Source organism: Pseudomonas sp. FG6, from assembly GCF_057809015.1.
Window position 1 is genome coordinate 37695 of sequence record NZ_JBMDJD010000007.1, and the last position, 12881, is coordinate 50575.

11 protein-coding genes are annotated in these 12881 nt (G+C 61.6%); 9 read left to right on the forward strand and 2 right to left on the reverse strand.

Features of this window, described 5'->3' with window-relative positions:
* Positions 1 to 19 precede the first annotated feature (19 nt).
* Positions 20 to 889, forward strand: a complete 870-nt coding sequence (locus ACODSJ_RS06455) for an isocitrate lyase/PEP mutase family protein (RefSeq protein WP_489100920.1) — start codon at positions 20 to 22, stop codon at positions 887 to 889.
* 189 nt (positions 890 to 1078) lie between these two features.
* Here ACODSJ_RS06455 and ACODSJ_RS06460 read toward each other — a convergent pair whose 3' ends face one another.
* On the reverse strand, positions 1079 to 2308 hold the full coding sequence (locus tag ACODSJ_RS06460; protein WP_489100921.1) for an acyl-CoA dehydrogenase: 1230 nt from the start codon (positions 2306 to 2308) through the stop codon (positions 1079 to 1081).
* A 176-nt stretch (positions 2309 to 2484) separates the two neighbouring features.
* On the opposite strand from ACODSJ_RS06460, the gene ACODSJ_RS06465 reads away from it, so the two are divergent.
* The 7 genes from ACODSJ_RS06465 (at position 2485) to ACODSJ_RS06495 (ending at position 11499) form a co-directional block, all read left to right on the forward strand.
* Entirely contained in the window at positions 2485 to 3417 is a 933-nt protein-coding gene (locus ACODSJ_RS06465; protein ID WP_489100922.1) for a LysR family transcriptional regulator, read from the forward strand.
* A gap of 207 nt (positions 3418 to 3624) precedes the next feature.
* Positions 3625 to 4026 (forward strand): MerR family transcriptional regulator, encoded by a 402-nt coding sequence (locus ACODSJ_RS06470; RefSeq protein WP_489100923.1) that lies wholly within the window; start codon positions 3625 to 3627, stop codon positions 4024 to 4026.
* 142 nt (positions 4027 to 4168) lie between these two features.
* Positions 4169 to 5068, forward strand: coding sequence for a hydroxymethylglutaryl-CoA lyase (locus ACODSJ_RS06475; RefSeq protein WP_489100924.1), 900 nt, complete (start codon positions 4169 to 4171; stop codon positions 5066 to 5068).
* 870 nt (positions 5069 to 5938) lie between these two features.
* Positions 5939 to 7102 (forward strand): isovaleryl-CoA dehydrogenase, encoded by a 1164-nt coding sequence (locus tag ACODSJ_RS06480; protein ID WP_489100925.1) that lies wholly within the window; start codon positions 5939 to 5941, stop codon positions 7100 to 7102.
* Between the two features lie 11 nt (positions 7103 to 7113).
* Entirely contained in the window at positions 7114 to 8721 is a 1608-nt protein-coding gene (locus ACODSJ_RS06485) for a carboxyl transferase domain-containing protein (RefSeq protein ID WP_489100926.1), read from the forward strand.
* A gap of 13 nt (positions 8722 to 8734) precedes the next feature.
* Positions 8735 to 9553, forward strand: coding sequence for a gamma-carboxygeranoyl-CoA hydratase (locus tag ACODSJ_RS06490; protein ID WP_489100927.1), 819 nt, complete (start codon positions 8735 to 8737; stop codon positions 9551 to 9553).
* Positions 9550 to 11499: an acetyl/propionyl/methylcrotonyl-CoA carboxylase subunit alpha gene (locus tag ACODSJ_RS06495; protein ID WP_489100928.1), complete on the forward strand. Its 1950-nt coding sequence runs from the start codon at positions 9550 to 9552 to the stop codon at positions 11497 to 11499. The genes ACODSJ_RS06490 and ACODSJ_RS06495 overlap by 4 nt, the downstream gene beginning before the upstream one ends.
* Positions 11500 to 11528: 29 nt before the next feature.
* On the opposite strand, the gene ACODSJ_RS06500 is transcribed toward ACODSJ_RS06495, so the two are convergent.
* On the reverse strand, positions 11529 to 12161 hold the full coding sequence (locus ACODSJ_RS06500; RefSeq protein ID WP_489100929.1) for a LexA family protein: 633 nt from the start codon (positions 12159 to 12161) through the stop codon (positions 11529 to 11531).
* 128 nt (positions 12162 to 12289) lie between these two features.
* Here ACODSJ_RS06500 and ACODSJ_RS06505 point away from each other — a divergent pair, with 128 nt between their 5' ends.
* Positions 12290 to 12631, forward strand: a complete 342-nt coding sequence (locus tag ACODSJ_RS06505) for a DUF6124 family protein (protein ID WP_489100930.1) — start codon at positions 12290 to 12292, stop codon at positions 12629 to 12631.
* Positions 12632 to 12881: the final 250 nt, after the last annotated feature.

The window sequence follows — 12881 nt, forward strand, 5'->3', positions numbered from 1 at the left end:
TTCCATTGGTGGAACACACATGTCCAGGCTTTCCCATCAAGATTTGCGCCGTAGCTTCCGCCAGTTGCTGGCATCAGACACCTGCTATCACACCGCCTCCGTGTTTGACCCGATGTCAGCGCGCATCGCCGCCGACCTGGGTTTTGAAGTGGGGATCCTGGGAGGGTCGGTCGCGTCGCTGCAAGTATTGGGGGCCCCGGACTTTGCGCTGATCACCCTCAGCGAATTCGCCGAACAGGCCACCCGCATCGGTCGCGTGGCCCAACTGCCGGTGATCGCCGACGCTGACCACGGCTATGGCAATGCCTTGAACGTGATGCGCACCATCATCGAACTGGAGCGGGCCGGCGTGGCGGCGTTGACCATCGAGGACACCTTGCTGCCCGCCCAGTTCGGGCGTAAATCCACCGACCTGATCAGCGTATCCGAAGGCGTCGGCAAGATTCGTGCGGCGCTGGAGGCGCGGGTCGATCCGGAAATGGCGATCATTGCCCGCACCAATGCCGGGATCTTGCCAGTGCAGGAGATCATCAGCCGCACCCGCCAATACGAACGTGCCGGCGCGGACGGGATCTGCATGGTGGGCGTGCAAAACTTCGAGCATCTGGAGCAGATCAGCGAGAACCTGACCGTGCCGTTGATGCTGGTCACCTATGGCAACCCGTTGCTGCGCGACGACAAGCGCCTGGCCGAACTGGGCGTGCGAGTGACCATCGACGGCCACGGCGCCTACTTCGCGGCGATCAAGGCCACCTACGACAGCCTTCGCGAACAACGGCAAATCTTCACCCAGGCATCGGACCTCAGCGCCACCGAACTGACCCACACCTACACCCAGCCCGAGGAATACATCCGCTGGGCCGAGGAGTACATGAGCGTCAAGGAGTGAGCTGACTCCCAAGCCCCCATGCGCTCCCCCTGTGGCGAGGGAGCTTGCTCCCGCTGGGCCGGTCCGCGTTCGGGCGCAGCAGCCCCAAACAAGCAGAATGCGTTCAGCCTGGAGCACCTCGGTGGCAGTTCTTAGGGCTGCTTCGCAGCCCAGCGGGAGCAAGCTCCCTCGCCACGGTTAAACGCGCCCTCAACGCCCGCTGCGCAGCATCTCACGCGGCACGTGCTTGCCGATCTCGAACTTGCCGATCGCGGCACGATGGACTTCATCCGGCCCGTCTGCCAGGCGCAGGGTGCGCTGCATGGCGTACATGTAGGCCAGCGGGAAGTCGTTGGACACCCCTGCCCCGCCATGGATCTGGATCGCCCGGTCGATGACCTTCAGGGCCACGTTCGGCGCGACGACCTTGATCTGGGCGATCTCGCTTTTCGCCACTTTATTGCCCACGGTGTCCATCATGTACGCCGCTTTCAACGTCAGCAGGCGCGCCATGTCGATCTCCATCCGCGAGTCGGCAATCTTGTCGATGTTACCGCCCAGGCGCGCCAACGGCTGGCCGAATGCGGTGCGGCTGACGGAACGCTTGCACATCAATTCCAACGCTCGCTCGGCCATGCCGATGGAGCGCATGCAATGGTGGATCCGGCCCGGACCGAGGCGCCCCTGGGCAATTTCAAAGCCACGGCCCTCGCCCAACAGGACGTTCTCGTAAGGCACCCGCACATTGTCGAACAACACCTCGGCATGGCCGTGCGGTGCATCGTCGTAACCGAACACCGGCAAGGGCCGGATGATCTTGACCCCGGGGGTGTCCACCGGCACCAGGATCATCGAGTGCTGGGCATGGCGCGGCGCGTCCGGGTTGCTCAGGCCCATGAAGATCAGGATCTTGCAGCGCGGATCGCAGGCGCCTGACGTCCACCACTTCTTGCCGTTGATCACCCACTCATCGCCGTCGCGCTCGGCACGGGCGGCCATGTTGGTGGCGTCCGAGGAGGCCACGTCCGGTTCGGTCATGGCAAAGGCCGAGCGAATCTCACCGCGCAGCAGCGGTTCGAGCCAGCGCCTCTTCTGTTCTTCATTGGCGTAGCGCACCAGCACTTCCATGTTGCCGGTGTCCGGCGCCGAACAGTTGAACGGCTCCGGCCCCAGCAGCGAACGGCCCATGATCTCTGCCAGCGGCGCGTATTCCAGGTTGGTCAGGCCGGCCCCCAGTTCGGACTCTGGCAGAAACAAGTTCCACAAGCCTTCGGCCTTGGCCTTCACTTTGAGCTCTTCCATGATGGCCGTGGGTTGCCAACGGTCGCCTTCGGCCACCTGCCGCTCGAACACCGCTTCGGCCGGGTAGACATGGGCATCCATGAACGCCGTGACGCGTTCACGCAGTTCCTGAACCTTGGGGGAATAGGCAAAATCCATCGGCAGCACCTTCTTGGCAGAGGTTGGTTTCGGTCATGAAATCGATGCTAGTTCAGCTACGAAAATTTACCTAACCTATTCTCGGCGTGTATTAACATTCATCACCGATATATGTTTCACTGATTTCCATCGCCTCCTGACACCTCATACAAGCCCAATAACAAGAGTGCAGCGCCATGAATCTGAGCAAGGTCGATCTCAACCTTTTCATTGTCTTCGACGCGATCTACACCGAAGCCAACCTGACCCGCGCCGGACAGATCGTCGGCATCACTCAACCGGCGGTGTCCAACGCCCTGGCGCGTCTGCGCGAAACCTTCAACGACCCGCTGTTCGTGCGCACCGCCCAAGGCATGGTGCCCACGCCGATGGCCCAGAACATCATCGGGCCGGTGCGCAACGCCTTGTCGCTGCTGCGGGTGTCGGTGCAGGAAAGCCGGATCTTCAACCCGTTGCAGGCGGTCAAGACCTACCGCATCAGCATGACCGACCTCACCGAAGGCGTGATCCTGCCGCCGCTGTTCCAGCGCCTGCGCCGCCTGGCGCCGACCGTGGCGATCGAGAGTTTCCTGTCCAAGCGCCGGGAAACCACCAAGGAACTGGCGGCAGGTCGCCTCGACTTCGCCGTGGACGCCCCGCTCAACACCGACCCACAGGTGCGTCACGTCAAGTTGATGGAAGATCGCTACGTGTGCGCCATGCGCAAGGGCCATCCGTTGGCAGGCAAGGAAAAGATCAGCCTCGACGACTACCTGGCACAGACCCACGTACACATCTCCAGCCGTCGCAACGGCCTGGGCTATGTAGACCTGGCGTTGGGCAAGATGGGCATCCAGCGCAAGATCGCCCTGCGCTCCCAGCATTACCTGATGGCGTCCCAAGTGTTGCAACAGACCGACATGGTCATGACCGTCCCCGAACGTTTTGCCCGCCGTCACGACCTGCACGCCTTTTCACTGCCGGTCAACGACGTGCCACCGGTGGAAACCCACCTCTACTGGCACGAAAGCACCGACCAGGACCCGGCCAACCGCTGGATGCGCGAGCAGATGATCGAGTTGTGCCAGCAGGTGACGGCTCATGAGAAGAAGCTTGAGAAGGTGGTGTAAGGCTATAGACCGCGTCATCGTTTTTCGCGAGCAAGCCCGCTCCCACATTGGACCTGCAGTGCACGCAACGTTTTGTGTACGACGCAAACCTGTGGGCGCGGGCTTGCTCGCGAAGGGGTCTGCCTGGACAACACACCGGCGATTGCTTGACGCGAACGTCAACCAACCCTTAGCTTAGCGCCAGCCCCTTTCGTTTCGAGCGCTTCCATGAGCAGCCAGACCTACAGCATCTCCGACCTCGCCCGCGAACTGGACATCACCACCCGGGCCATTCGCTTCTATGAAGAACAAGGCTTGTTGAGCCCGGAACGACGGGGCCAGGAACGTATTTACTCTCCGCGCGACAAGGTCAGCCTGAAGCTGATCCTGCGCGGCAAGCGCATCGGCTTTTCCCTGGCCGAGTGCCGCGAGTTGATCGAGCTCTACGATCCCTCCAGCGGCAATCAGAAACAACTGCACAGCATGCTGGCGAAAATCGCCGAACGCCGCGAGCAGCTCGAACAGCAACTGCTGGACATCGAACAGATGAAACTGGAACTCGACACCGCCGAAGAACGCTGCATCCAGGCGCTGGAGCAGACGCTCAAGAGCCAGGAAATCATCCAGTAACGACACGACTCCATTGTGGGAGCGGGCTTGCTCGCGAAGGGGCCCGGACAGTCAGTATCAATGTCGACTGATACACCGCCTTCGCGAGCAAGCCCGCTCCCACAGTGGAACAGCACTCGCCACTACTACAGGTCAATTCCCCATGTCCCTCCCCTCCTTTGTACGCCTGATCGAAGTTGGCCCGCGCGATGGCTTGCAGAACGAAGCACAACCCATCAGCGTCGCCGACAAGGTGCGCCTGGTGGATGCCCTGAGCGCCGCCGGCCTGGGCTACATCGAAGTCGGCAGCTTCGTCTCGCCCAAGTGGGTGCCGCAAATGGCCGGTTCCGCCGAAGTGTTCGCGCAGATCCAGCGCAAGCCCGGCGTGACCTATGGCGCCCTGGCGCCGAACCTGCGCGGCTTTGAAGACGCGCTGGCGGCGGGAGTAAAGGAAGTGGCGGTGTTCGCCGCGGCATCCGAAGCGTTCTCCCAACGCAACATCAACTGCTCCATCCAGGAAAGCCTGGAGCGCTTCGCGCCGATCATGGACGCGGCCAAGCGCAACGGTGTCAGCGTGCGGGGCTACGTGTCCTGCGTATTGGGTTGCCCGTACGAAGGCGACGTGAAGCCCGAGCAAGTGGCGTGGGTCGCCCGCGAACTGTACGCCATGGGCTGCTACGAAGTGTCCCTGGGGGACACCATCGGCACCGGTACCGCCGGCGCCACGCGCAAGATGTTCGACGTGGTGTCGGCACACGTGCCCCGCGACAAGCTGGCGGGACATTTCCACGACACGTATGGCCAGGCCATGGCCAACGTGTACGCCAGCCTGCTGGAAGGTATCGCGGTGTTCGACAGCTCGATTGCCGGCCTCGGCGGCTGCCCCTACGCCAAGGGCGCCAGCGGTAACGTTGCCACCGAAGACGTGCTGTACCTGCTCAACGGCCTGGGTATCGAAACCGGCATCGACCTGGACGCGTTGATCGCCGCCGGCCGGCAGATCTGCGACGTGCTGGGGCGTCCGACCGGCTCGCGGGTCGCCAAGGCACGCAGTGCGCAATAAGGGTGTTACCGCGCCCCGTGTAACGCAGGCGAAACGAGTAACACGGAAACATTTTGTTGGGCTTACGGGCTCTGGATTTTTGCTCAAAAAATTCAAGCCGTTGATTTTAAAAGCTTTTTAAAAGTTGGCACGCACCCTGCTATATCTCTGGCACAACAAGAATAAAAAAAAGCGACAAACCTAATAAAAACAAGACGTAACGACTCTGACATAACAAAAACAACACGGCAGAGACGCAGCTAACAGATTTTTTTGGAGAAGATGTGCTTTTCAGGGTGCTCCCAGGAGTGACCCGCGACCGGGCAGAGAACAATAAAACTACCTTCAGGTAGCTCCCGAATCGGTTGGATCGCAAAGCGAAAAAGCAGATCAGCGCTCAAAAAAATACGTTTGCTCTTGATCCCGGATGAGGATCGCCAAAAACAGCGGTAAAGGGCCACGGCTGCCAAAAACAACAACAGGCCGCCCCTCAATAATAAAAAAAGAGCACGCGACGACAAAATTAAAGGGGAGCCTCGGCTCCCCTTTGTGCTGTCTGGGGTTCTGTTTTTTTTTGCCCCCGTGGCGAGGGAGCTTGCTCCCGCTGGCCTGCGAAGCGGGCCCTTGCATTTCTTCAGGCAAACTGCATGGCCCGGTTTACGACTGCTGCGTCCGAGGCGTCAGATCGACCGAACGGGAACAAGCTCCCTCGCCACAATTCTTCGATGCTGATCTCACTCCTGCGCAATGTCTGGATCTTGTCGGTGACCGTCACAGTTGACGTTAACGTAAAGGACGATTGACAGCCTCTCTCCGCAGGCTTACGTTAACGTAAAGGTGAGAGCTATCCCACCGCTCTTCACGCCCGATAAAAAAGCCAAAAGGTGTCCCATGAGCTACCCCACCCTGAACTTTGCCCTCGGCGAAACCATCGACATGTTGCGCGACCAGGTGCAGGCCTTCGTCAAGGCCGAGCTGGCACCTCGGGCGGCGCAGATCGACGCCGACAACCTGTTTCCCGCCGACATGTGGCGCAAGTTCGGTGACATGGGCCTACTGGGCATCACCGTTGCGGAAGAATACGGCGGCGCCGGCCTGGGCTACCTGGCCCACGTGGTGGCGATGGAAGAAATCAGCCGCGGTTCGGCTTCGGTCGCCCTCTCCTACGGCGCCCACTCCAACCTTTGCGTGAACCAGATCAACCGCAACGGCAACCATGAGCAAAAAACCAAGTACCTGCCCAAGCTGATCAGCGGCGAACACATCGGCGCCCTGGCGATGAGCGAGCCGAATGCCGGTTCCGACGTGGTTTCGATGAAACTGCGCGCCGACAAACGCGGCGACCGTTTCGTGCTCAACGGCAGCAAGACCTGGATCACCAACGGCCCCGATGCCAACACCTACGTGATCTACGCCAAGACCGACCTGGACAAGGGCCCACACGGCATCACCGCGTTCATCGTCGAGCGCGACTGGAAAGGCTTCAGTCGCAGCAACAAGTTCGACAAGCTCGGCATGCGCGGCTCCAACACCTGCGAGCTGTTCTTCGATGACGTCGAAGTACCGGAAGAAAACATCCTGGGCGTGCTCAACGGCGGCGTGAAAGTCCTGATGAGCGGCCTCGACTACGAGCGCGTGGTCCTGTCCGGCGGCCCGACCGGGATCATGCAGGCCTGCATGGACCTGATCGTGCCCTACATTCACGACCGCAAGCAGTTCGGCCAGAGCATTGGCGAATTCCAACTGATCCAGGGCAAGGTCGCCGACATGTACACCCAGCTCAACGCCAGTCGTGCGTACCTGTACGCCGTGGCCCAGGCCTGCGAGCGCGGCGAAACCACGCGCAAGGACGCCGCCGGGGTGATCCTCTACAGCGCCGAGCGCGCCACGCAAATGGCCCTGGACGCCATCCAGATCCTGGGCGGCAACGGCTACATCAACGAATTCCCCGCCGGTCGCCTGCTGCGTGACGCCAAGCTGTACGAAATTGGTGCCGGCACCAGTGAGATCCGTCGGATGTTGATCGGTCGCGAACTGTTCAACGAAACCCGCTAACGGAGCTGACCATGACCACGCTGCACACCCAGCTCAACCCGCGCTCGCCGGAGTTCATCGCCAACCGCGAGGCGATGCTCGGGCAGGTCGAGGCCCTGCGCACGCTGCTCGCGCAGGTCCGCCAAGGCGGCGGCCCCAAGGCCCAGGAACGGCACACGTCGCGGGGTAAATTGCTGCCCCGTGAACGCATCAACCGCTTGCTCGACCCCGGCTCGCCGTTCCTGGAAATCAGCCCACTGGCTGCCTATGAGGTCTATGGCGAAGACGTGCCGGCCGCCGGCGTAATTGCCGGCATCGGTCGCGTGGAAGGCGTCGAGTGCATGATTGTCGCCAACGACGCGACGGTCAAAGGCGGTTCCTACTATCCGCTGACCGTGAAGAAACACCTGCGCGCCCAGACCATCGCCCAGCAGAATCGCCTGCCGTGCATTTACCTGGTGGACTCCGGCGGCGCCAACCTGCCACGCCAGGACGAAGTGTTCCCGGACCGTGAACATTTTGGCCGGATCTTCTTCAACCAGGCCAACCTGAGTGCCCAGGGCATCCCGCAGATCGCCGTGGTCATGGGCTCCTGCACCGCCGGTGGCGCCTACGTGCCGGCCATGGCGGACGAGGCGATCATGGTCCGTCAGCAGGCGACCATTTTTCTCGCCGGCCCGCCGCTGGTAAAAGCCGCCACCGGTGAGGTGGTCAGTGCCGAGGACCTCGGCGGGGCCGATGTGCACTGCAAGATTTCCGGTGTCGCCGACCATTACGCCGACAACGACGAGCACGCCCTGGCCCTGGCCCGCCGCAGTGTTGCCAACCTCAACTGGCGTAAGCTGGGTGAGGTGCAGCAACGCCTGCCCGTTGCCCCACTGTATTCGAGCGAGGAACTGTACGGCGTGGTTTCGGCCGACGCCAAGCAACCGTTCGACGTGCGCGAAGTCATCGCGCGGATGGTGGATGGTTCGGTGTTCGACGAGTTCAAGGCGCTGTTCGGGACGACGCTGGTGTGCGGTTTTGCCCATCTGCACGGCTACCCGATCGCGATCCTCGCCAATAACGGCATCCTGTTCGCCGAGGCCGCGCAGAAAGGCGCGCACTTCATCGAGCTGGCCTGCCAGCGCGGCATCCCGCTGCTGTTCCTGCAGAACATCACCGGTTTCATGGTGGGCCAGAAGTACGAGGCCGGCGGCATTGCCAAGCACGGCGCCAAACTGGTGACCGCAGTGGCATGCGCCAAGGTGCCGAAATTCACCGTGATCATCGGCGGCAGTTTCGGTGCCGGTAACTACGGCATGTGCGGCCGTGCCTATGACCCGCGATTCCTGTGGATGTGGCCCAACGCGCGGATCGGCGTGATGGGCGCCGAACAGGCGGCCGGCGTGCTGGTGCAGGTCAAGCGCGAACAGGCCGAGCGCAGCGGTCACCCCTTCAGCCCTGCCCAGGAAGCTGAAATCAAGCAACCGATTCTCGATCAATACGAAGAACAGGCCCACCCCTACTATTCCAGCGCAAGATTGTGGGACGACGGCGTGATCGATCCGGCGCAAACCCGCGATGTGCTGGGCCTGGCCTTGTCCGCTGCACTGAACGCGCCCATCGAACCGAGCCGCTTCGGCGTGTTCCGCATGTAACCGGGGAATGTCCATGGATAACTTCAATACCCTCGAGCTGCTCACCGACCCACGAGGCGTTGCCACGCTGTGGCTGAGCCGCGAGTCGAAAAACAACGCCTTCAACGCCGAAATGATCCGTGAACTGATCCTCGCCCTGGACCACGTCAGCAGCGATCCAAGCCTGCGGTTCCTGCTGATCCGCGGTCGTGGCAAGCATTTCAGTGCCGGCGCCGACCTGGCGTGGATGCAACAGTCGGCAGAGCTCGACTACCACACCAACCTCGACGACGCCCGGGAACTGGCCGAGCTGATGTACAACCTGGCCAAGCTGAAAATACCTACGCTGGCCGTTGTCCAAGGTGCGGCGTTCGGCGGCGCGCTCGGGCTCATCAGCGCCTGCGACATGGCCATCGGCGCGGATGATGCGCAGTTCTGCCTGTCGGAAGTACGCATTGGCCTGGCGCCGGCGGTGATCAGCCCGTTCGTGGTGCAAGCCATCGGCGAACGCGCGGCACGGCGTTACGCCCTGACGGCGGAACGATTCGGCGGGCAGCGTGCGAAAGAGATTGGTTTGTTGTCGGAAAGTTACCCGGCCGACACGCTGGACCATCAGGTCGAACAATGGATCGACAACCTGCTGCTCAATAGCCCGGCGGCCATGCGCGCCAGCAAGGAACTGCTGCGTGAAGTCGGCGCCGGCGCACTCACCCCGGCGCTGCGCCGCTACACCGAAAATGCCATTGCCCGCATTCGTGTCAGCCCTGAGGGCCAGGAGGGCTTGCGAGCCTTCCTGCAAAAACGCGCGCCGAACTGGCAAGCAGCATTGAATAACAAGGAGCCGCGTCGATGAGCGCCCCCGTCATCACCACCTTGCTGGTGGCCAACCGTGGTGAAATTGCCTGTCGCGTGATGCGCACCGCCAAGGCCATGGGCCTGACCACCGTGGCCGTGCACAGCGCCACCGACCGCGACGCCCGCCATAGCCGCGAAGCCGACATCTGCGTCGACCTGGGCGGCAGCAAGGCCGCCGAGAGCTACCTGCAAATCGACAAACTGATCGCCGCCGCCCAGGCCAGTGGCGCCCAGGCGATCCATCCGGGGTACGGTTTCCTTTCGGAGAACGCCGGGTTCGCCCGGGCCATTGAACAGGCCGGGCTGGTTTTCCTCGGACCGCCCGCCTCGGCCATCGACGCCATGGGCAGCAAATCCGCGGCCAAGGCCTTGATGGAAACCGCAGGCGTGCCCCTGGTGCCCGGCTATCACGGCGAAGCCCAGGACCTGGAGACGTTCCGCGCCGCCGCCGAGCGCATCGGCTACCCGGTGCTGCTCAAGGCCACGGCGGGCGGTGGCGGCAAAGGCATGAAAGTCGTCGAGGACGTCAGCCAACTGGCCGAAGCCCTGGCCTCGGCGCAGCGTGAGGCGCAGTCATCGTTCGGTGACTCGCGGATGCTGGTGGAAAAATATCTGCTCAAACCGCGCCATGTCGAAATCCAGGTGTTTGCCGACAAGCATGGCCACTGCCTGTACCTCAACGAACGTGACTGCTCGATCCAGCGCCGGCACCAGAAAGTTGTCGAAGAGGCCCCCGCCCCCGGCTTGAACCCATCCCTGCGCCAGGCGATGGGTGAAGCTGCCGTGCGCGCGGCCCAGGCGATTGGCTACGTAGGTGCCGGTACGGTGGAGTTCCTGCTGGATTCGCGCGGCGAATTCTTCTTCATGGAAATGAACACCCGCCTGCAGGTGGAACACCCGGTGACCGAAGCGATCACAGAGTTGGACCTGGTGGCCTGGCAGATCCGCGTCGCCCAGGGCGAACCGCTGCCGATCACCCAGGAACAGGTGCCATTGCGGGGCCATGCCATCGAAGTGCGGCTGTATGCCGAAGACCCTGACAACGACTTCCTGCCTGCCACCGGACGCCTGGCGCTGTATCGCGAATCTTGCGCAGGTCCGGGACGACGGGTGGACAGCGGTGTCGAGGAAGGCGATGAGATCTCACCCTTCTACGACCCGATGCTCGGCAAACTGATTGCGTGGGGCGAAGACCGTGAACAGGCGCGGTTGCGGCTGTTGGGCATGCTCGACGAATTTGCCATTGGCGGGCTGAAAACCAATATCGCCTTTTTGCGGCGTATCGTGGCCCACCCGGCGTTCGCGGCGGCTGAGTTGGACACAGGATTTATCCCACGCTACCAGACGCAACTGCTGACGGAGCCTGGTGAATTAGATGACGATTTCTGGTTCGCCGCCGCTCAAGGTTTCGCCTTGAGCCTGACGCCGCAGGTGCGGTCCGACGACACCGTCTCACCTTGGGCCGGCACCACCGGGATGCGCCTGGGCCTGCCCAATGAAACCACCCTGCACTTGAATTGCGAAGGCCTGGATCAGGCGGTGACGCTGGACATCAGCACCGCGGGTGCGCAGCTCAAGGACGAGCAGTTGGTGATCGAACGCAACGGCGTGCGCCGCAACCACCGAGCCATTCGCCAAGGCGACAGCCTGTATTTGCAATGGGGAGGTCGCCTGCATCGTATTGAGGTGTACGACCCACTCGCGGCCGCCGAAGCCAGCCACAGCCATCAGGGCGGCTTGACCGCGCCCATGAATGGCAGCATCGTCCGGGTGCTGGTGCAGGCCGGCCAGGCGGTGGAGGCCGGAACGCAACTGGTGGTGTTGGAGGCGATGAAGATGGAGCACAGCATCCGGGCGCCCAAGGCCGGCGTGATCAAGGCGTTGTATTGCCAGGAAGGTGAAATGGTCAGTGAAGGCAGCACATTGGTCGCGTTCGAAGAATAGGCATCGGCCCGTCCCAAGGGCCGATCCAGTCAGAACCTGATGGTGGCCTGAACCACCACACCGATGATGCGACACTGCTCGGTGTACAGGGTTTTTGGGTAAGTGGGGTTGAGCGGCACCAGGTATTGCTGCCCGCTCTCCTCGATCAGTTTGCGAAAGGTTGCATCGCTGCTTCCCGGCAACTGGGCGATCACCAGTTTGCCGGGCACCGCTTCAACGGCCGGGTCCACCAGGATCGACATGCCTTCGGGGATACTTAACCCGGTCGGTGCGGTCATGGCATCACCCACCACCACCAACCAGAACGCGTCCCCCTGGGCGTGGTAATCCGTCAGCTCGTAACGGCCAGCATCACCGTCACGGACTTCGCCCACGTCGTGCCAGTCACTGACCGGGTAGCGGAAGTACGGGTTGTACTTCTGTGCCAGGCGCAGGCCTTCTTCCGTGGAGGTGTCCGGCTCGCGAATCACCACCATGACTTCCAGGAATTCCATCCCCAGCTCGCGCAGGACCCGGTTCATGTCTTCGACACTGGGCTGTCGGCGCTTGGTCAGCCAATGGCCGACCCCGCCCTGAGACATGCCCAACCGCTCTGCGAGCACCACTTGCGTGATGCGCAGCTCCTTCATCTTGGCCTTGACCAACTCTATCCATTTATCCATGTGCGGCACGATACGTGGGTGGCTCTGCGTGGCAAAACACAAATTGTAGTATTTAAATTGTCGTCACAATTACGATAAGTACTATTCTGGATCGAGGATTTCAACCCCGCACGGAGAACTTCGACATCATGGATATAGCTGCCCAAGACACGCCCACGCCGCCTCTCGACAAGTCATTCAGCTCGCTACAGGATTGCCCGGCGGCCCAGCGCGCCCTCGACTATTACTTGAAACCAGGTGTTTCAAGTGCCGAAACCGAACACCGTTTTTTCGACGTAAACCATAAGGTCAGCGGGGAGGAAGCCCTGGTTCATGCGTGCGACCTGCTGCGCTGTGCAGCGGCGACCGCACACGAGTCGGCCAATCGCCTGCAAGGGTCAAACCGTGACCTGGCGTTTTCAGTGGTGCATATGATTGATCTGGTCAAGGTGATGCTTGACCGCTCCCTGGATGGCTACCCTACCCGCTAGGCGTAACCTTGGGACAACACCGCGAACGCGGACGACAGGAAATATTTTCCAATGGATGCGATAAAACCATTTGACTTGCAAATGATAATGATTATTATCTCATCAACTGGTCGCGAGATCAGTCGATAGTCCAGGAGGCCTTAGGTCGGACTTCTGGAATATCTCCTCATCAGGCTAATCACGGTTTTTGACCCGGCTTTTTGCCGGGTCTTTTTTTTGCCGATTTTCGGCTTATGGCTTCAGGCTAATG

Bases quoted from the DNA above. Each gene is read 5' to 3' on its own strand.
- ACODSJ_RS06455 (WP_489100920.1), top strand. From the start codon at position 20: ATGTCCAGGCTTTCCCATCAAGATTTGCGCCGTAGCTTCCGCCAGTTG.
- ACODSJ_RS06460 (WP_489100921.1), bottom strand. From the start codon at position 2,308: ATGGATTTTGCCTATTCCCCCAAGGTTCAGGAACTGCGTGAACGCGTC.
- ACODSJ_RS06465 (WP_489100922.1), top strand. From the start codon at position 2,485: ATGAATCTGAGCAAGGTCGATCTCAACCTTTTCATTGTCTTCGACGCG.
- ACODSJ_RS06470 (WP_489100923.1), top strand. From the start codon at position 3,625: ATGAGCAGCCAGACCTACAGCATCTCCGACCTCGCCCGCGAACTGGAC.
- ACODSJ_RS06475 (WP_489100924.1), top strand. From the start codon at position 4,169: ATGTCCCTCCCCTCCTTTGTACGCCTGATCGAAGTTGGCCCGCGCGAT.
- ACODSJ_RS06480 (WP_489100925.1), top strand. From the start codon at position 5,939: ATGAGCTACCCCACCCTGAACTTTGCCCTCGGCGAAACCATCGACATG.
- ACODSJ_RS06485 (WP_489100926.1), top strand. From the start codon at position 7,114: ATGACCACGCTGCACACCCAGCTCAACCCGCGCTCGCCGGAGTTCATC.
- ACODSJ_RS06490 (WP_489100927.1), top strand. From the start codon at position 8,735: ATGGATAACTTCAATACCCTCGAGCTGCTCACCGACCCACGAGGCGTT.
- ACODSJ_RS06495 (WP_489100928.1), top strand. From the start codon at position 9,550: ATGAGCGCCCCCGTCATCACCACCTTGCTGGTGGCCAACCGTGGTGAA.
- ACODSJ_RS06500 (WP_489100929.1), bottom strand. From the start codon at position 12,161: ATGGATAAATGGATAGAGTTGGTCAAGGCCAAGATGAAGGAGCTGCGC.
- ACODSJ_RS06505 (WP_489100930.1), top strand. From the start codon at position 12,290: ATGGATATAGCTGCCCAAGACACGCCCACGCCGCCTCTCGACAAGTCA.